The organism is Streptomyces sp. NPDC031365, assembly GCF_055569765.1.
This window is the reverse complement of the sequence record NZ_JBVIIM010000009.1, coordinates 106,209-123,993: the sequence shown is the minus strand read 5'-3', so window position 1 is coordinate 123,993 and position 17,785 is coordinate 106,209. Positions and strand designations below refer to the sequence as shown.

The following is a 17,785-nucleotide window of genomic DNA, read 5'->3' as shown; positions in this document are numbered from 1 at the left end:
GCCGCCCTCCGTCCCGAACACCTGCGTGAGTGAGGAAACCGTGCCCACGGACCTGTCAGTGCCCGGCCGCCGGCCACGGGTCCTGCACCTGACCCAGCCCGTGGACGGCGGGGTCGCCCGGGTCGTGACGGACCTCGTGCGGGCCCAGCTGGCGGACGGTCTCGACGTCACCGCCATCTGCCCGGACAGCGCGCTCACCGGCCAACTGCGGTCGCTGGGCGCGCAGGTACGTCACTGGCACGCCACCCGGTCGCCGGGCGCGTCACTCGTCCGGGAGGTGCGGCAGCTGGCCCGGCTGCTCGACGAGGAGCGCCCCGACCTGGTGCACGCGCACAGCGCGAAGGCCGGGCTCGCCGGACGGCTCGCGGTGCGCGGCCGGATCCCCACCGTGTTCCAGCCGCACGCCTGGTCGTTCGAGGCGGTGGGCGGCTCCACCGCGGCCCTCGCGCTGCGCTGGGAGCGGTGGGCGGCACGCTGGGCGGCGCGGGTGGTGTGCGTGAGCGAGGCGGAACGCGCCACCGGTGTACGGGCCGGGATCACCGGCCGGTGGAGCGTCGTCCCCAACGGCATCGACCCGGAGCGTTTCCGCCCGGTCTCCGGGTCCTCCGTACGGGCCGGGCTCGCGCCGCTCGCGGGCCTGCCCGCCAAGGCGCCGCTCGCCGTCTGTGTGGGCCGGTTGTGCCGGCAGAAGGGGCAGGACGTCCTGCTGCGGGCCTGGAACGCCGTACTGCGACAGGTGCCCGACGCCCGGCTCGTCCTGGTCGGCGACGGGCCGGACCGGGACCGGCTGCGCGCGGCCGCCCCCGGGTCCGTGCTGTTCGCGGGGGCCGTCGCGGACGCCTCGCCCTGGTACCAGGCCGCCGATGTCGTCGTTCTGCCGTCCCGCTGGGAGGGCATGGCGCTGGCCCCGCTGGAGGCGATGGCCTGCGGGCGGCCGGTGGTGGTCACGGACGTCGACGGCGCCCGCGAGAGCCTGCCGCGCTCGTTCGCGGCCCCGTGCGTGGTGCCGCCGGAGGACCCCGGGGCCCTGGCGGCGGCGGTCGGCGCGCTGCTGCTCGACCCGCCGCTGCGTACGTCCCTCGGTGACCGGGGCCGCCGCCACGTGCTGTCCCTCCACGACGTGCGGCACACCGCCAGGGCGGTCGCCGATGTCTACCGCGAACTGCTCGGCACCTGGCCCGCCGCGACGTGGGCGCGCCCCTACCGGGTGGCCGGGGACGCCGAGGCCGACCGGACGACACCGCGCGTCGAGTCCTCCGAGCACAGGGAGTCCATCCACCCGTGACCGCCGAACGCACCGTGCCCTCCCCCGGCGTCCCGCCACGGGAGCACGGACCCTCGCCCGTCTCCGTCATGCCGCCGCGCGGCGGCGCCAACAAGGGCCGTCTGCCCGCCTCGCGGCCCTCGGCCCGGCCCGCATCCCCCGTGCCCCTGCTCGTCGCGGACGGCGCCGCCGCCCTGCTCGCCACGGAGGTGCTCGCCGGTACCCGGCCGCACCCCCCACTGATCGCACTGCTGATCGTGGCGGCGCTGCTGCTGCGCCCGCGCACCGCGCGGCCGTCGTTGCCGGGGCTGCTGGACGAACTGCCCGCCGTGTGCGGTCGTGCCGCGATCGCCTGGCTGGCGACCGCGGCGCTGTGGACGGCGTACCGGCCGGAGCATGCGCTGTCCGCCTCCACCGTGCTGACGGGCCTGGCCGTGCACGTGGCGGCGGGCTGTGTCCTGCGGGCGGTGGTGCACGGACGGCGGCGCGCCGCGCTGCTGCGGCATCCGCACGCCGCGCTCGTCGTCGGGCCGGTGGCGTCCGCGCAGCGCGTGGCCGCGGCCGTGCTGCGCCATCCGCGGTGCGGGGTGCGGCCGGTGGGGATCGTCGCCGGGCAGGCGGACGGCGGCGAGGGCGTGCCCGTGCTGCGCACGGACGAGGAGGTCGAGCGGGCGGTCATCCAGAACGGGGTACGGGCGGTGCTCGCCGTCCATCCCTCCGTACGGGCCGAACAGGCGCCGCTGCTGCGGTCGCTGGCCGATGCGGGATGCGTGGTCTGGGAGGTCGACACCGACGCCGCGCCGTACCCGACGCGGGAGCGGCTGGCCGGGTTCTCCTGCTGGCGGCTGGACTTCCGTCCGGCGCGCGGCGGCGGCACCGGCAAGCGGATGCTCGACATCCTCGTGTCGGGCACGCTGCTGCTGCTGGTCAGCCCGCTGCTGGTGGTGTGCGCCGTGACGCTGCGCATCTGTGACGGACCGGGCGTGGTGTTCCGTCAGGAGCGCATCGGCCGGCACGGGGAGCCGTTCACGTTGCTGAAGTTCCGTACCCACCGCCCGGTCGACGAGCACGAGTCGGCGACCCGGTGGAGCGTGGCGAACGAGAACGAGATGCGCTGGTTCTGCCGCATGCTGCGGCGCACCTCGCTGGACGAGCTGCTCCAGTTGTGGAACGTGCTCCGCGGCGACATGAGCCTGGTCGGTCCGCGCCCCGAACGGCCGTTTTTCGTCGCCCAGTTCAGCCAGACCTATCCCGGTTACGCGGCCCGGCACCGGATGCGCACCGGCATCACCGGGCTCGCGCAGATCCACGGACTGCGCGGCGACACCTCCATCGAGGACCGCTGCCGGTTCGACAACGCCTACATCGACGACTGGTCGCTGTGGCAGGACATCTGCATCCTGCTGCGCACCGCGGCCACGCTGGTCCGACCGACGGGGAGCTGACGACACGTGAGCCACGCCCTCGTGCCCCTGCCGCGCCGGGCCGCCGCGCTCGGGCCGGTGCTGCCGCTGGTGGCGGTGGTCACCCTGCTGGCCGTCCCGACGGCGGGGAACGGAGCGGGGCCCGCCGACGTGGTGTCCGCGCTGGTGGTGGGGTACTGCGTGATCCGTCTGCTCCGGGAACGGCGGCGGCCGCTGTCGCCCCGCGCGGCGGTGGTGCTCGGGCTGCCGGTGGTGGGGCTCGCGCTCGCCGCCATGGGGGCGAGCTCGCCGACGGTGGGAATCGGCGGCATGTGCCGCTATCTGCAGGTCTTCGTACTCGTCCCGGCGGCCGTGCTGGTGCTGCTCCGGGGGCGGGCCGACTTCCGGGTGCTGGCCTGGTCGTTCGTGGGACTCGCGCTGTGGCAGGGGGCCGTGGGGGTGCACCAGTACGTCACCGGGACCGGTGCCTCCTACCAGGGCGAGACCGTCCGGGCGGTCGGCACCTTCGGGGCACAGGACGTGATGGGCATGGCGACGGCGGTGTCGCTGGGCGTGGTGTGCGCGGCCGGTCTCGCGCTGGGCCGGGCGCCGCGGTGGCAGCGGGCGGCCGCAGCCGGGTGCGCGCTGGTGCTGGTGCTGCCGCTGACGCTGTCCTTCAGCCGGGGCGCCTGGATCGCGACCGCGCTGACGTGCGGCGTGCAGCTGGCGCTGGCGGGGCTGCGGCGGGCGCTGAAGGTGGGGGCGGCCGTGATCGCCTCGGGAGTGGTCCTCATGGGCGGGTTCGGGGTCGGTACGGCGATGCTGCAGGAGCGGGTCGACAGCATCACGCAGGTGGCCGACACCCCGGACCAGTCCGTGGTCGACCGGTACACCCTGTGGGCGGCGGCGGCCGACATGTGGCGCGAAGAGCCGCTGACCGGCGTGGGGTTGAAGGGCTTTCCCGAGTACCGGGACAGACACGCGACCCTGGCGCTGTCGTCGGGAAGCGACATCGAGGGCGCGGGCGAGGCGTACCACAAGCAGGCGCTGCTCTCGCCGCACAGCATGTATCTGCTGGTGCTGAGCGAGCAGGGCCTGATCGGGCTGCTGACCCTCGCCGGGAGCTGGCTGGCGCTGCTGGTGTGCGCGGCGCGCGGGCTGCTGCGGGTGCGCCGCCGAGGACCCGCCCCCGACTGCGGCCTGGTCGCCTGTGGTCTGCTGCTCTGGCAGCTGACCGACTTCGTGTACGGCGACATCGGCGGCCCCTCGACCGTGCTGACCGGCGTGGCTCTGGGCTTGACGGCGTGGTGGGCCTTCCCCCGTGACGAACGCCCGGACCCCGCCCGCCGGGGTGAGGTCCCCGGGCGGCTCGAGGAGGCAGTGGCGCGATGACGGTCCTGCCCTCGCAGACCCCCGGCCCCACCGCTTCCGGGCCTGCCGCTTCCGGCCGCACCGCCTCCGGGCCCGGCGGCCTCAAGACCGACGGCCCCGCACCCGCCGGGCCCGCCCCGAGCGCACCCGCGCCCCACAGCCCCGTGTCCGACGGCCGTACGTCCCAGGGCTCCGGGCGCTGTCGGCCCGCGACCGGCGGATCCACCCCGGACGGACCCGCGCCCCAGAGCCCCGTGCCCGGTGGGAACCCGCCTGGCGAAACCTCGCCCGGAGAACCTCCGTCGGACGCACCCGGGACCCGCGGCGTCGCTCCCGACCGCCCCGGGTCCCCCGCACCCGCACCCGCACCCGCACCCAGCACCCACACACCCGGCGCACCCCCTCCGCAAGAACCCCCGACCCGCCCGTCCCCGCCCCACCACACCGAAGCCCACAGACACCCGACACCCACAGCCACGCCCGACACCCACGAACCCCGGCCGCCCGAACCCCACTCACCCCACACACCCCGCACGCCCACCCCGCAAGAACCCAAGGCCGACCCGTCCCCGCCTTCCGGGCCCATGGCCGGCAGGCTCCCGGCGGGCGCGGTGGTGGCCGGCAGGTCCGTGCCGGGAAGGGCTGGGCGCGGTCGGTCCGAGGCCGGCGGTGCCGAAGCGGCGTCCCGGGGGTTTCTTGCCCGGGCCGCTCTCATCACCGCGGCGTTGTCCATCGCCGGGTCGGTGCTCGGGCTGGTGCGGGACCAGTCGTTGGCGCGGCTGTTCGGGGCGGGGAGCGACACGGACGCCTTCCTGGTGGCCTGGACCGTGCCGGAGATCGCCGCCACGCTGCTGATCGAGGACGGGCTGGCGATCGCGCTGATCCCGGCGTTCAGCCTGGCGCTGGCGCGACGTGCGCGGAGGGTTCCCGGGGACCCGGTCCGCGATCTGGTCAAGGCCACGCTGCCGAAGCTGTGCCTCGCCTTCGCCGCGGTCGCCGCGCTGGCCGCCGCCGGGGCTCCCTACCTGGTCCGAGTCCTGGCGCCGGGTCTGCCCGATCCGCGCCTCGCCGTCGACTGCACCCGGCTCACCGCGATCAGCCTGCTGGCCTTCGGGCTCGCCGGCTACTGCAGCGCCGCCCTGCGGGCGCACCGCCGCTTCTTCGCACCGGCGGCGATCTACGTCGCCTACAACACGGGCATCGTCGCGATGATGTTCCTGCTCGGCGGGGGGTGGGGGGTGCGTTCCGCCGCGGTCGGGGTCGCGGTGGGCGGCGCTCTGATGGTGGCGGTGCAACTACCGTCGCTGTGGCGGCAGTTGGCGGCCCGCGCACCACAGCCCGCCGCCGCCCCCGGGCCGGCCGGCGTGGAGCGGCCGGTGCGGCTCGCGCTGATCGCCGCCGTGCTGCTGTTCGCGCTGTGCCGCCAGTCGCAGGTCCTCGTCGAACGCTTCCTGGCGTCCTCCCTGCCCGCCGGGGCCATCTCGCACCTGAACTACGCGCAGAAGGTCGCCCAGATCCCGATGACGCTCTCGCTGATGGTGTGCACCGTCACCTTCCCTGTGGTGGCGCGCGCCCTGGCCGACGGTGACACCGGGCGGGCCCGGGCTCGTGTGGAACGGGACCTGGTGCTGGCCTCCTGTGTGGTGCTCCTGGGCATGTGCGCGGTGATCGCCTGCGGCCCCCAGATGATCGAACTTCTGTTCCAACGAGGCGCGTTCACCGCCGGTGACACCGCCGCGACGGCGGACGTCATGCGCGTGTACGCCCTCGGCCTGCTCGGCCAGACACTGGTGGGGGCGTTCGTCCGCTGCTACTTCTCGGCGGGCCGTCCCAGCTGGTATCCCGTCGGCGTGATGGCGGCGGGCATCGTCGTGACGTCCCTGACCGGTGCGGTGACCGTGGGTCGCTGGGGGGTGGCGGGGATCGCCGCCGCAAACGCCCTCGGCATCACCGTCACCGCCGTCCTGCTGCTGACGGGCCTGCGCACGGCCCGTCGCCATGCCGCCACCGGCGTCTCGGTCGGTGTGCGCAAGGTCCTGGCCGAGCTGAGCCGGCCCGTCCTCGCCTCGGTCCTCGCCATCGCCGCCGGGTCATACGCCGCGAGCCGGTTCGCCTCGCCGGTGGCGGCGCTCGCGGCCGGCTGTCTCACCGTGGCCGCCGTCTTCGTCCCGCTCGCCCTGTCCGTCCTCGGTGCCCGGGGCTCCGCATCCGCGCTGCGCTCCGTGAGCGCCATCACACGAAAGCTCACACATGGCCGCTTCCGTTGATTCCCTGGACACCGGCAGACCCCCGGCCCCCCGGCCCGGGCCCGTCCCCTGGGTGGCGATGTACCACTCGGTGGGCGACTGCTCTGACGATCCCTACCGCATCACCGTCACGCCCGAGCGGCTCGAGCGGCAGCTCGCGTGGCTGCGCCGGCGCGGACTGCGGGGCGTGTCCGTCGCCGAACTGCTTGCCGCGCGCGCCCGGGGCGAGGGGCGGCGCCTGGTCGGCCTCACCTTCGACGACGGGTACACCGACTTCCTCGACGCCGCCCTGCCGCTGCTGCACCGCTTCCACTGCGGCGCCACCCTCTTCGTCCTGCCGGGACGGCTCGGTGGCGACAACGCCTGGGACCCGCTCGGCCCGCGCAAGCCGCTGCTGACCGCGGACGGCATCCGGCGCGCCGCCGACGCCGGCGTGGAGATCGGCTCGCACGGTCTGACCCATGTCGACCTCACCGGCGCGGACGACTCCACCCTCACCGCCGAGGTCGCCGAGAGCCGCACCCTCCTCGCCGAGTTGACCTGCGCCCCGGTCGAGGGCTTCTGCTACCCGTACGGCACGGTCGACGCCCGCGTGGTCGCGGCCGTACGGAAGGCGGGCTACACCTACGCCTGCGCCATCGATCCCGGCCCGCTGACCGGCCCGCACGCCCTGCCGCGCGCACACGTGGGGCAGAACGACACGGCCCTGCGGCTGCATCTCAAGCTCCGGCTGCACCGGCTGCGCCGCCGCCCGGTGGAGGGCGTGTGATGAGGGCGCTGCACATCATCACCGGTCTCGGCGTCGGCGGGGCCGAACAGCAGCTGCGGCTGCTGCTGCGCCATCTGCCCGTCGACTGCGACGTGGTGACGCTGACCAACCCGGGCCCGGTCGCCGAGGGCCTCGGCGCCGACGGGGTCCGTGTCGTGCACCTTGGCATGGGCGGCAACCGCGACCTGGCCGCCCTGCCCCGCCTGGTGAAGGTGATCCGCTCCGGTGGCTACGACCTGGTGCACACCCACCTCTACCGGGCCTGCGTCTACGGCCGGCTGGCCGCCCGGGTCGCCGGGGTCCGCGCGGTCGTCGCCACCGAACACTCGCTCGGTGACTCGCAGATGGAGGGCCGCCGGCTGACGGCAGGGGTACGCGCGCTGTACCTGGCGAGCGAACGGCTCGGCTCGGCGACGGTCGCCGTCTCCCCGACGGTGGCCGACCGGCTGAAGCGCTGGGGCGTGCCCGCCCCCCGTATCGAGGTCGTCCCGAACGGCATCGACGTGGAACGCTTCCGCTTCGACCCGGAACGCCGCGAGCGCACCCGCCGGCGTCTCGGTCTGCCCCAGGGCGCCTTCGTCGTCGGCGGTGTCGGCCGGCTCACCCGGGGCAAGCGGTTCGATGTCCTCGTCCGCGCACTGGCCCGGCTCCCGGAGGACCACTGGCTGCTGCTGGTGGGCGGCGGCCCCGAGGAGCACGTACTGCGCCGCACGGCCCATGAGGCCGGCGTGGCCGGGCGGGTCCTGTTCACCGGCGAACGCCCGAGTGTTCCCGACGGCTCCCCGGGCCCCGACCTGCCCTCGCTCACCTCGGCGATGGACCTGTTCGCCTCCCCCTCCGCGGAAGAGGCCTTCGGGCTCGCGGCCGTGGAGGCGCTGGCGTCCGGACTGCCCGTGCTCTACGCCTCCTGCCCGGCGATCGAGGACCTGCCGCCGACGGCCTCCTGCGATGCCCGGCGGGTGCACGGCGGCCCGGAAGCGTACGCGCGCGCGATCACCGAGGTCCGCGCGACGGGCCCCGTCCCGCGCACGGCCGGACAGACCGCGCGCCACTACAGCATCACCCGCAGCACAGCCCGCCTCATGGACGTGTACACGGCGGCCGTCGCCGGCCCGTCACCGTCCCTCGCACCCTAAGGGAGCAAGCCCGTCATGACCGACACTCCGACCCGTCGGCGCCTTCCGTCCATGGACCGCGTCAAGAAGCTGCCGGCCTGGTCCGCGCTGGTGGCAGGCACGCTCGTCGGCGGACTGCTCGGCGGCGCGTACGGCCTGCTCACGCCCCCGTCGTACACGGCCACCAGTTATGTCGTCGCCGTACCGACCGGGCAGGCGACCCCGGACGCCGCCCGCGGTTTCGCGCAGGCGTACGGACGGGTCGCGACCCAGCTCGCGGTGCTCGGCGACGCGCAGGTGTGGGCCGGGGTGCCGGTGCGGACGCTGCGGGACAGCGTGCGCACGGCGACGTCGCCGGACGCGCCGATGGTTTCTGTCACGGCCACCTCCGCGCGGGCCGAACAGGCCGTCGACATGGCCAACGCGGTCTCGCGCGCGCTGACCCGGCACGCGGAGGACACCAAGGACAGCACGCAGGTGCGACTGGTGCAGTTCTCGCGCGCGGTGAAGCCGAGCGGGCCCGCGTCCGCGTCGTCGGCGGTCACCGCACTGGTGGGGGCGAGCGGGGGCGGGCTGCTGGGCGGGCTGGCCCTGCTCGCGCGGCCGAGGCGGGGCGGCCGGGACGACGACCCGGTGCCCACCGCCTCGGTGCCCGGCCCGGCCACCGCCGCCGATGTGCCGCGGTGACGGCGGTGGACCCGGCCGGGACGGCGAGCGCACTAGCGGCTGCGCGACCACCAGTCGAAGGGCAGGCAGAGCTTCCCGACGAGCCAGTGCTCCACCCAGCGGCCCAGGTCCAGCGGCGAGCAGTTCTCCAGGGGCAGCTGCTCGGTCGGCGCGGACGGCGCCGGCGTGACGTCCGGGCTGTCGGGGTCCGCGTCGTGGGTGCGGCCGTAGAGCACGGACTTGTAGACGCGGGAGGAGTCCGGGTTGTCGTCGCACTGCCACACACCGTGCGGGCAGTAGTCGGTCACCGTGTTGTAGAGCGGCCGGTGCTGCTCCATCCACGCGAGCATGCGCCGCATGTACTCGGGATTGTCGCCGTTGCGGAAGAGCCCCCACTCCGGATAGGAGACGGGCTTGCCGTGCGCCTTGGCGAAATCGACATGGTCCTGAAGTCCGTAGGGCTCTTTCACCTGCTCGTCGAAGGACATCCCGGACGGCTGGTCGTAGGAGTCCATTCCGACGATGTCGACCGTGTCGTCCCCCGGGTAGCACTCCGTCCAGGGAACGGCGTCCCGGCCCCGGCTCGGCGTGAAGTCGAACCTGAATTCTTGGCCCGGCACCGCGCGCATGGTCTTGACGATGCGGTTCCAGTACTTCCTCCAGGATTCCGGGTCGGGCCCGCACCGATGGGTGTAGGTGACGCCGTTCATCTCCCAGCCCAGCACCAGGATCGTGTCCGGCACCTTGAGCTCGATGAGCCGCTCGGCGAGGGCACGGAAGTGATGGTCGAACTCCCCGGCGGCGCCACGCCGCAGCAGCCCCCGGACCTCCTCGTCGGAGGCCCCCTCCTCGTTGCGCTCCTGCATGGGGACGTTGAGGACGAGCATCCGGTCGTCCTCGGCGTTGCGCCAGTGCGCCCACGACTCGAGGAACTGGATGTCGCCCTCGATGTCGCTCCAGCGGTTGCCGGGCAGGTAGGTGTGGCCGACGCGCAGCTCCGCCCCGCCCAGCCAGCGGCTGAGCTGCTCCATACGGGCCACGCCGCGGGCGTCGGAGGCGAGGAAGGCGCCGAAGGCCGGTACACCCCGGTCCGGCGCCGGGACGGACGGCGTGGTGAGCGACGGCGGGTGAACGGCCGGGGCCGTGGGGGGCACGGGCGTGGGAATGCCGGGCGTGGGGACCGTGGGCGTGGGCGTCGGGACGGCCTGCGTGACTGCGGACTCCGCCGGGGACGGCAGCGCGGGGCGGGAGTCGTCGGCTCGCGCCGCCCCCGCCGCGGGACCGGCCGCCAGGGCGGCCGACACCACGACCGCCGCCGCGCCCACGGCCCTTCCGCGGGGCCGGACCCGCCCGTGCTGTGGGGCCATTGGCTGCTCCTCTTCTCGCTCTCGTCCGCCTTCTGCCTGAACCCTCGCTCTTGACGAACAGTCATATGAAGTCAGTCATAAGAAATCCGACGGTGCCACTGCCACTGCGGCTTTCGAGTGCCGGCCTGACCCCTACGGGTGAGCCGGTACCAGAAGAAAGTGAGAATGCGTGTCGCTGCTTGACACCAAAATCCCCGCCGTATTGCTGCGGGTCGACCGGAATCCCTTTCATCACGGAACGCTGGGGGCCGTACGGTCACTCGGCAGAGCCGGCGTGGAGGTGCATGTCGTCGCCGACTGTGCGGGAAGTCCCGTGCACCGTTCGCGCTATGTGCGCCGCATCCATCCCCCGCCGGCCCCGGGCGCGTCCGCGGACGAGGTTCTCGCCGTACTGCGCCGCGTGGCCGGGCAGATCGGGCGCCCGGCCGTCCTGATCCCCATGGACGACGCGACCGCGATCGCCGCGGCACGCCTGCGCGACGACCTCGCGCCGTCCTATCTGCTGCCCGCGCTGCCGGCCACGCTGCCCGAACGCGTCGCCGACAAGGCCGAACTGGCCACCCTGTGCGCCGCCGCCGGGGTTCCGCATCCGCGCACCCTCCTCCCCGACAGCCCCGGCCGGGCAGCCGACGACGCGGAGCGTCTCGGACTGCCGCTGGTCGCGAAGTGGAGCCGGCCCTGGCTGCTCCCGGCAGGCAGCGGGCTGCGCAGCACCCGGCTGGTGCGGTCCGCCCCGCAGGCTCGGGAACTGCAGGCGCGCACCTGCGAGGCGGGCAGCCCCCTGCTGCTCCAGACGTATCTGCCGCCGGGCGAGGACCGGGACTGGTTCTTCCACGGCTACGCCGACCGCTCGGGCACCGTCCGCGCGGGAGGCGCGGGCCGCAAGCGGCTGTCCTGGCCCCGGGTGGCGGGACTGACCGCGGTCGGCCACTGGACACCCAACGCCGAGGTGTGCGCGCTCGCCGAACGGCTCACCTCCGAACTCGGCTACCGCGGCGTCTTCGACCTCGACTTCCGCCGCTGCGGTACGACGGGCCGCTACCACCTCCTTGACTTCAACCCGCGCCCCGGCGCCCAGTTCCGGCTCTTCGCGGACACCGCCGGACTGGACGTCGTACGCGCCCTGCACCTGGATCTGACCGGCCGCCCGCTGCCGGAGGGGGATGCGGTGACCGGGCGGTCGTTCGTGGTGGAGAACTACGCGCCGTTCGCCGCACTGGGCGCGGCACCCGGCGGACGGGAACTGGCCTGGTACGCCGGTGACGACCGCGCCCCCGGATGGGCGATGTGGGCCCTGTGGGCCCGGCATGTGTCCGGCCGACTGCGGCAGCGGCTGGGCACGACGGCTCCGGTGCCGGCACCGCGCCCGGTCCCCCGGGCGGTCACCCCCTCCCCGACCTCCCTGACCGACAACGAGAAAGCGAGCAGCTGATGATGTACGACCTTCTGGTGGTCGGCGCGGGGCCGTACGGTCTGTCGATCGCGTCCCATGCCGTGGCCGCCGGGCTGAACCTGCGGGTCTTCGGCCGACCGATGGCGTCCTGGCGGGACCACATGCCCGGCGGCATGTTCCTGAAGTCGGAGCCCTGGGCGTCCAACCTCTCCGCCCCGGACGGGCGCTGGAAGCTGGACGCGTACTGCGCCGAGCAGGACATGACGGCCCGTCACGCGGAGCCGATCCCGGTCGAGGCGTTCGCCTCGTACGGCCTGTGGTTCGCCCGCAACGCCGTGCCGGCCGTGGACGAGCGCACGATCACCCGGGTGTCGTCCGGCGCCGACGGCTACACCGTGGTCACCGAGGACGGGGAGGCGCTGCAGACGCGGACGGTGGCGCTGGCTGTTGGGGTGATGCCGTTCATTGAGGTGCCCGCGGTTCTGCGCGGACTGCATCCCACGCTGGTGACGCACAGCAGCCACCACAGCGACCTGGGCACCTTCCAGGGCAAGGACGTCACGGTGATCGGTGGTGGTCAGGCGGCGCTGGAGACGGCGGCACTTCTCGCCGAACAGGGCACGCGGGTAAGGGTGCTGGCGCGGGCGGAACGGCTGCGGTGGAACGATGTGCCGCCGGCCTGGGAGCGTTCCTGGTGGCAGTCGGTCCGCTCGCCGCACAGCGGGCTCGGCCCGGGCTGGCGGAACTGGTTCTACTCCGAGCGGCCGGGGCTGTTCCGGCGGCTGCCCGAGGCGACCCGTTCGCGGATCGCGGCCACGGCGCTGGGCCCGGCCGGCGCGTGGTGGGTGCGGGAGCGGGTGGAGCGGGCGGTGGACCTGCTGCCGGGTCACGAGGTGACCGCGGCCGCGGCGGTGCCCGGCGGGCTGCGGCTGGACCTGACCGACCACGCCGGTGCCCGGCGCAGCCTGGAGACCGAGCACGTCATCGCCGCGACCGGTTTCAGGGCGCACCGCGACCGGCTCGGCCTGCTCTCCGCCGAGCTGCGCGGCTCGCTGGCGGCGCTGCCCGACGGTTCCCCGGCGCTCGGCCACACCTTCGAGTCCTCGCACCCCGGCCTGTTCTTCGCGGGTCTGGTGACCGCGTCCGGGTTCGGGCCGGCGATGCGCTTCGTGCACGGCGCGACGTTCACGGCGTCGACCCTGGTCCAGGGGGTGCGCCGGCGGCTCGGGGCGGCCCCGCTGCGCGGCACGGTTCCCGTGCCCGGAAGCGGCAGCCGCAGCGGGGCGCCGACGCCGGTGCGCGGCTGACGGGGGCGAACGACGAAGCGTCCCCCGGACCGCTCGGTCCGGGGGACGCTTCGTCGAAGGGGTGCCGGGCAGGGCAGGGCGGTTCCGGCACCCGTCGGCGGCTGGAGGTGTCGTTACGACATCCCCTGACGGCGCGAGCCGACCCGGCCGCGGCGGTACAGCAGCGCCCCGCCCGTGAGCAGCACGGCACCGGTGGCCGAGGCGGCCAGCAGGCCGTCACTACCGGTCTCCGCCAGGTGCGGCGGGTAGCCGGGCTCCCCCACGGCGGGCGGCTCCTCGTCCCACGTGGGAGGCGTTTTGACCTTGGCGGGAGGCTCCGGCTTCTCCTTCTCCTTCTCCTTCTCCTCCTCCTCGTGACCCGTCTCATTGACGCAGGTGTTGCCGCTCGCGTCGTTGAACAGGCCGACGAGGTTGACGCTGTTGCCGCAGGCGTTCAGCGACAGGTCGACGGGCGCCTGGATGACGTTGCCGGACAGCACACCGGGCGAGCCGTTGGCGGCGCCCACCGCATGCGCGCCACCGGACTCACTGTGCGAGGTGCCGGACATGGACTCCTGGTGCGAGTGGTCCACCGAACGGTCCGCGGACTTCTTCGCGTCGTGGCCGCCGTCGGAGAGGTTGGCACAGGTGTTGTCCGTCGCCCCGTTGAGCGCCGCGGCACCGTTGACGCTGTTGCCGCAGGCGTTCACCGGAGCATGGACCGGTGCCTGCACGTTGTTTCCGGACAGCACACCGGGCGAGCCCTTGGTGCCGCCCACCGCGTGCGCGCCGTGACCGGCGTCACCGTGCTTGTCGCCCTCGGACGCGCCGGAACCGTTGACGCACGTGTTGTCGGATGCCTCGTTCAACGCCCCGACCGCGGTGACGGCGTTGCCGCATGCGTTCACCGGTACGTGGACCGGTGCCTGCACGTTGTTCCCGGACAGCACACCGGGAGAGTCCTCGGCACCGCCCGCCGCGTGCGAGTCGGCGAGGGCGGGGGTTCCGTACAGGGACAGAATGCCCGTGGCGGCTGCGGCCGCCGCGAACACTCCCCTGCTCAGGGTCTGTCGCAATGTGGTTGTCTTCCTGCTTGAAGAATCGGGAGCGGCCACGCGTTCTGGCCCTCCGCTGCCGCATGGCCTACTTCTTCATCAACCCGACTCGACGGAATCGGTTGCGCAGGTTCACCCGGTTGGCCCGCACTACGGACGCGCGGGCCGGGAAATCACGACGCCACGTCCCGCACCGTCACGACACCACGTCCTTACGCACGAACCCGCGGAACGCCAGTGCGAACAGCACGAGCGCGTACGTCACGGAGACCGCCGCACCCTGGATCATTCCGGACCACTCCGGGGTCGGCTGGACGGCGTCCGCCCAGGCGAACTGCCAGTGCGCGGGCAGGAAGTGACGCCAGTCACCGAGGGCGGTGACGGCGTCCAGCACATTGCCCACGATGGTCAGGCCCACCGCCCCTCCGACGGCGCCCAGCGGGGCGTCGGTGCGGGTGGACAGCCAGAACGCGAGCCCCGCGGTGACCAGCTGCGACACGAAGAGGTACGCCACGACCACGACGAGCCGCTGCGCCGCCGTCCCCGGGTCCAGCGCGCCGCCGGTGGGAATGTGGAGCGGCCCCCAGCCGTAGGCGGCCGTGCCGACGGCGAGCGCCACCACCGGCAGCAGCACCATCGCGGCGAGGCTCAGCCCCAGCCCGACGACCAGCTTGGACCACAGCAGCCGCATCCGGGGGACGGGCGCGGCGAGCAGATAGCGCAGGGAGGACCAGCCGGCCTCCGAGGCGACCGTGTCGCCGCAGAACAGGGCGACGGGGATGACGAGCAGGAAGCCCGCCGACACGAACAGGTTCACGGCGGCGAAGTTGGCACCGGACGCGGTGGCCGTGTCCATCAGGTTCACCCGGCCGCCCGGACGGTCCGGCTCACCGCCGATGGCGAAGGCGACCACCAGTACGAACGGCAGGAGGGCGAGGATCGCGCCCATGACGTAGGTGCGGCGGCGCTTCAGCTGGCGGGCCAGCTCCACCCGCAGGGGCAGGGTGCGGCCCGCGCGGTAGCCGTCGGCGACCTCGGCGGGCCCGGCTGCCGGTCCCGCCGGAGCGGCGGGCTCGTTCCGCTCGGTGAGCGTGCTCATGCGGAACCTCCGATCAGGGTGAGGAAGGCGTCTTCGAGGCGGCGGTGCGGGCCCACCGACGCCACGGGCACCTCCAGCCGGACCAGTTCGGCGATCAGGCGCGGGGCGGTGCCGTCGGCGTCCAGCCGGACCAGCAGCCCCTCGTCGGTGCGGACGGCCGAGGCGACGCCCGGCAGCGCGGCGATCTTCTCGGCGACCGGCTCGTCCACGGGCTCCCGGGTGCCGACGAGCAGGGTGTCGCCGGAGCCGATGATCTCGTGCACCGGGCCCGCCTGCACCAGCCGCCCGCGGTCCATGACCACGAGATGGGTGCAGGACTGTTCGACCTCCGCCAGCAGATGGCTGGAGACGATCACCGTGCGCCCGGCGGCCGCGTACCGGATCATCACCTCGCGCATCTCGCGGATCTGCGGCGGGTCGAGACCGTTGGTCGGCTCGTCGAGGATCAGCAGGTCCGGAAGGCCGAGCATGGCCTGGGCGATGGCGAGGCGTTGCCGCATGCCCTGGGAGTAGGTGCGCACCGCGCGGGCGAGGGCGTCCCCGAGACCGGCGATCTTGAGGGCCTCGTCCAGGTGGGCGTCCTGCGGCGGGCGACCGGTGGCCCGCCAGTACAGTTCCAGGTTCTCCCGGCCGGACAGATGCGGCAGGAAGCCCGCGCCCTCGACGAAGGCGCCGACCCGGGAGAGCACCGGTGCGCCGGGGCGGATGGCGTGGCCGAAGACGCGGATCTCACCGCCGTCGGGCCCGATGAGCCCCATCAGCATGCGCAGGGTGGTCGTCTTGCCCGCGCCGTTCGGGCCGAGGAGACCGAGCACCTGTCCCTTCTCCACACGGAACGACAGGTCCCGCACGGCGTACCGGTCGGAGGAGCGGGAGTACCGCTTGCTCAGGCCGGTGATCTGAAGCGGAACGCCGGCGAGTCCGGGGTCCGGGGCCGGGGCGGTGGTGCGCCGACGCCCGGTCAGCAGCAGCGCCAGCGCGATCAGCGCACCGGCGGCCGGCAGCCACACCACCCAGGCGGGCAGCGGGGCGGCGGCGGTGGACACACCCGGCGCCGTGGGCACGGTGAGGTCGCTCTTCAGGGAGACAGTGTACGTCGCCGGAGCGGCCGGGGAGGCGTAGCCGAGGTCGGTGGAGGCGAGGACCAGGCGCAGCCGGTGGCCCTTCTGGACCTCGTGGTCGACGGCGGGGAGCGTGAGGGTCACGTCCTTGCCAGCCTTGGCGTCCTCGACGCGGACGGGGGTGACCAGCTGCGACGGCAGCACCTGCTGCCGCCCGTCCGGGCCGACGTCGTACACCTTGCCGAACAGGACGGCGTCGTCGCTCGTCGACTCGACGTGCACGGTGACGGTCGGTGATCCGGTGATGCGCAGATCACTGCCGACCGGGGCGGACTCGAAGCGGGCGTGCTGGCCGGGGAAGTCAAGGGAGATGCCGACGCCCAGCGTGGACAGCTGGGCGAGCCCGCCGGAGCCGCCGAGGCCGGGCAGCGCGGAGACGGCGGGCGGGCTGGCGCCGGCCGGGTTGTCGAAGCTCTGCTCCTCGCGTCCGGTGAGCGCAACGGACCGGCCACCGCCCGCCAGCCCTGGGTAGCTGTCGGCGCTCGCGCCGTTCAGCACGGCCTGGCCGTCGGTGGAGTCGACGCCTCCGGTGCGGGTGACGCGGAAGGCAGGGCCGGTGTCGGCGCCCTTGTCGTCCTTCAGGTGGCGGTCGAACCAGGCGCGTACGCGCTGCTCCACACGGCTCGTCTCCGGGTCGCCGCCGTCGTGTCCGCCCGCGATCCAGTCGACGTCGACCGGGGCGCCGTTGGCGCGGATCGCCTGCGCGGCCGCGTCGGCCTGGCCGAGCGGAAAGAGGGAGTCCGACTGGCCCTGCAGCAGGAGGGTGGGCACGTCGATGCGGCCGGCGACGGCGGACGGCGAGCGTGCCTCAAGGAGTTCGCGTGCCTCGGCGTCCGGGACGCCCGACTCGGCGACCCGCTCGTACATCGCGCACAGCGCGGGCTCGAACTGCTCGCAGCCACCGCCGGAGTTGACGAAGATGCCGGCCCACAGCCTCTTGAACACGCCGCCCGGGAACAGGGCGTCGGCAAGGTCGAAGTAGGTGATCGCCGGGGCGACGGCGTCGACCCGGTCGTCGTACCCGGCGCCGAGGAGGGCGATGGCACCGCCGTACGAGCCGCCCGCCATCCCGACCCGCGGGTCACCGTCCTTGTCCAGCCGCACCTCGGGCCGGTCCGCGAGCCAGTCGATCAGCCGGGAGACATCGGCGACCTCTCCCTCGGGGTCGTTCAGCCCGATCTTCCCCGTCGACTTCCCGAAGCCGCGCGCGGACCAGGTGAGGACGGCGTACCCCTCCCGCGCGAGGTCCTCGGCCTGCTCCCGCACGTCCTCCTTACTGCCGCCGAAGCCGTGCCCCAGCAGGACGGCGGGCCGACGGCCATCGGCTCCGGACGTGAAGTACGAGGTGTCGATCCGCACCCCGCCCTCCATGGCCATGACCCGGTCGGCACGGCGTACCGAGGGCGCGTCGCCGGAGGCGACGGCGGTCCAGGTACCGGCACCGGCGAGCACGACGACGGCAGCCGCGGCGGCGATGACCCGTCGCGGCCGCCGTGACCGCATCCACCGCGATCCGGGCAGTCGAAGATCCATGCGTCAACGGTACGGGGTGAACCTGTCACCGGGTTGTCGACCGGAGACCGAACCGGGAGACCTCCCAGCGGCGTACGGCACCGCTGCCGCGTACCGC

Annotated in this window: 13 protein-coding genes; 9 read left to right on the top strand and 4 right to left on the bottom strand. The window is 74.0% G+C overall.

Annotation, left to right across the window (positions count from 1 at the left end; all coding sequences use genetic code 11):
• The first annotated feature begins 40 nt into the window (after positions 1-40).
• The 7 genes from ACZ5C2_RS16140 to ACZ5C2_RS16110 all read left to right on the top strand — a co-directional run bounded on the left by ACZ5C2_RS16140 (position 41) and on the right by ACZ5C2_RS16110 (position 8,855).
• Positions 41-1,285: a glycosyltransferase gene (locus ACZ5C2_RS16140; RefSeq protein ID WP_468790808.1), complete on the top strand. Its 1,245-nt coding sequence runs from the start codon at positions 41-43 to the stop codon at positions 1,283-1,285.
• A complete protein-coding gene (locus ACZ5C2_RS16135) occupies positions 1,282-2,709 on the top strand; it encodes an exopolysaccharide biosynthesis polyprenyl glycosylphosphotransferase (protein ID WP_468790806.1) in 1,428 nt (475 codons plus the stop codon). Before ACZ5C2_RS16140 ends, ACZ5C2_RS16135 begins: the two co-directional genes overlap by 4 nt.
• Positions 2,710-2,715: 6 nt before the next feature.
• Complete coding sequence (locus ACZ5C2_RS16130; protein WP_468790804.1) at positions 2,716-4,059, top strand: O-antigen ligase family protein; 1,344 nt, start codon at positions 2,716-2,718, stop codon at positions 4,057-4,059.
• A gap of 563 nt (positions 4,060-4,622) precedes the next feature.
• Positions 4,623-6,305 carry a murein biosynthesis integral membrane protein MurJ gene (murJ, locus tag ACZ5C2_RS16125; protein WP_468790802.1) on the top strand — a complete coding sequence of 561 codons (1,683 nt, stop codon included), beginning with the start codon at positions 4,623-4,625 and terminating at the stop codon, positions 6,303-6,305.
• On the top strand, positions 6,289-7,053 hold the full coding sequence (locus ACZ5C2_RS16120; protein ID WP_468790800.1) for a polysaccharide deacetylase family protein: 765 nt from the start codon (positions 6,289-6,291) through the stop codon (positions 7,051-7,053). The genes murJ and ACZ5C2_RS16120 overlap by 17 nt, the downstream gene beginning before the upstream one ends.
• Positions 7,053-8,189, top strand: a complete 1,137-nt coding sequence (locus ACZ5C2_RS16115; protein ID WP_468790799.1) for a glycosyltransferase — start codon at positions 7,053-7,055, stop codon at positions 8,187-8,189. The genes ACZ5C2_RS16120 and ACZ5C2_RS16115 overlap by 1 nt, the downstream gene beginning before the upstream one ends.
• Before the next feature lie 15 nt (positions 8,190-8,204).
• On the top strand, positions 8,205-8,855 hold the full coding sequence (locus ACZ5C2_RS16110; RefSeq protein ID WP_468790797.1) for a YveK family protein: 651 nt from the start codon (positions 8,205-8,207) through the stop codon (positions 8,853-8,855).
• A gap of 32 nt (positions 8,856-8,887) precedes the next feature.
• On the opposite strand, the gene ACZ5C2_RS16105 is transcribed toward ACZ5C2_RS16110, so the two are convergent.
• Positions 8,888-10,201, bottom strand: coding sequence for a glycoside hydrolase family 26 protein (locus tag ACZ5C2_RS16105; protein WP_468790795.1), 1,314 nt, complete (start codon positions 10,199-10,201; stop codon positions 8,888-8,890).
• Positions 10,202-10,370: 169 nt separating this feature from the next.
• Between ACZ5C2_RS16105 and ACZ5C2_RS16100 the strand changes: the two genes are divergently transcribed.
• Positions 10,371-11,633, top strand: coding sequence for a carboxylate--amine ligase (locus ACZ5C2_RS16100; protein WP_468790793.1), 1,263 nt, complete (start codon positions 10,371-10,373; stop codon positions 11,631-11,633).
• A gap of 2 nt (positions 11,634-11,635) precedes the next feature.
• Positions 11,636-12,901 carry an NAD(P)-binding domain-containing protein gene (locus ACZ5C2_RS16095; protein WP_468791037.1) on the top strand — a complete coding sequence of 422 codons (1,266 nt, stop codon included), beginning with the start codon at positions 11,636-11,638 and terminating at the stop codon, positions 12,899-12,901.
• A gap of 113 nt (positions 12,902-13,014) precedes the next feature.
• Here the strand turns inward: ACZ5C2_RS16095 and ACZ5C2_RS16090 are convergent, their stop codons facing one another.
• From ACZ5C2_RS16090 to ACZ5C2_RS16080, 3 genes are all read right to left on the bottom strand, one after another.
• Positions 13,015-13,956 carry a chaplin gene (locus ACZ5C2_RS16090; protein ID WP_468790791.1) on the bottom strand — a complete coding sequence of 314 codons (942 nt, stop codon included), beginning with the start codon at positions 13,954-13,956 and terminating at the stop codon, positions 13,015-13,017.
• 175 nt (positions 13,957-14,131) lie between these two features.
• Positions 14,132-15,034: an ABC transporter permease gene (locus ACZ5C2_RS16085; protein WP_468790789.1), complete on the bottom strand. Its 903-nt coding sequence runs from the start codon at positions 15,032-15,034 to the stop codon at positions 14,132-14,134.
• Positions 15,031-17,688: an alpha/beta fold hydrolase gene (locus tag ACZ5C2_RS16080; RefSeq protein WP_468790787.1), complete on the bottom strand. Its 2,658-nt coding sequence runs from the start codon at positions 17,686-17,688 to the stop codon at positions 15,031-15,033. The genes ACZ5C2_RS16085 and ACZ5C2_RS16080 overlap by 4 nt, the downstream gene beginning before the upstream one ends.
• Between the last annotated feature and the right edge of the window lie 97 nt (positions 17,689-17,785).

Bases quoted from the DNA above. Each gene is read 5' to 3' on its own strand.
- ACZ5C2_RS16105 (WP_468790795.1), bottom strand. From the start codon at position 10,201: ATGGCCCCACAGCACGGGCGGGTCCGGCCCCGCGGAAGGGCCGTGGGC.
- ACZ5C2_RS16085 (WP_468790789.1), bottom strand. From the start codon at position 15,034: ATGAGCACGCTCACCGAGCGGAACGAGCCCGCCGCTCCGGCGGGACCG.
- ACZ5C2_RS16080 (WP_468790787.1), bottom strand. From the start codon at position 17,688: ATGGATCTTCGACTGCCCGGATCGCGGTGGATGCGGTCACGGCGGCCG.
- ACZ5C2_RS16110 (WP_468790797.1), top strand. From the start codon at position 8,205: ATGACCGACACTCCGACCCGTCGGCGCCTTCCGTCCATGGACCGCGTC.
- ACZ5C2_RS16120 (WP_468790800.1), top strand. From the start codon at position 6,289: ATGGCCGCTTCCGTTGATTCCCTGGACACCGGCAGACCCCCGGCCCCC.
- murJ (WP_468790802.1), top strand. From the start codon at position 4,623: ATGGCCGGCAGGCTCCCGGCGGGCGCGGTGGTGGCCGGCAGGTCCGTG.
- ACZ5C2_RS16115 (WP_468790799.1), top strand. From the start codon at position 7,053: ATGAGGGCGCTGCACATCATCACCGGTCTCGGCGTCGGCGGGGCCGAA.
- ACZ5C2_RS16095 (WP_468791037.1), top strand. From the start codon at position 11,636: ATGTACGACCTTCTGGTGGTCGGCGCGGGGCCGTACGGTCTGTCGATC.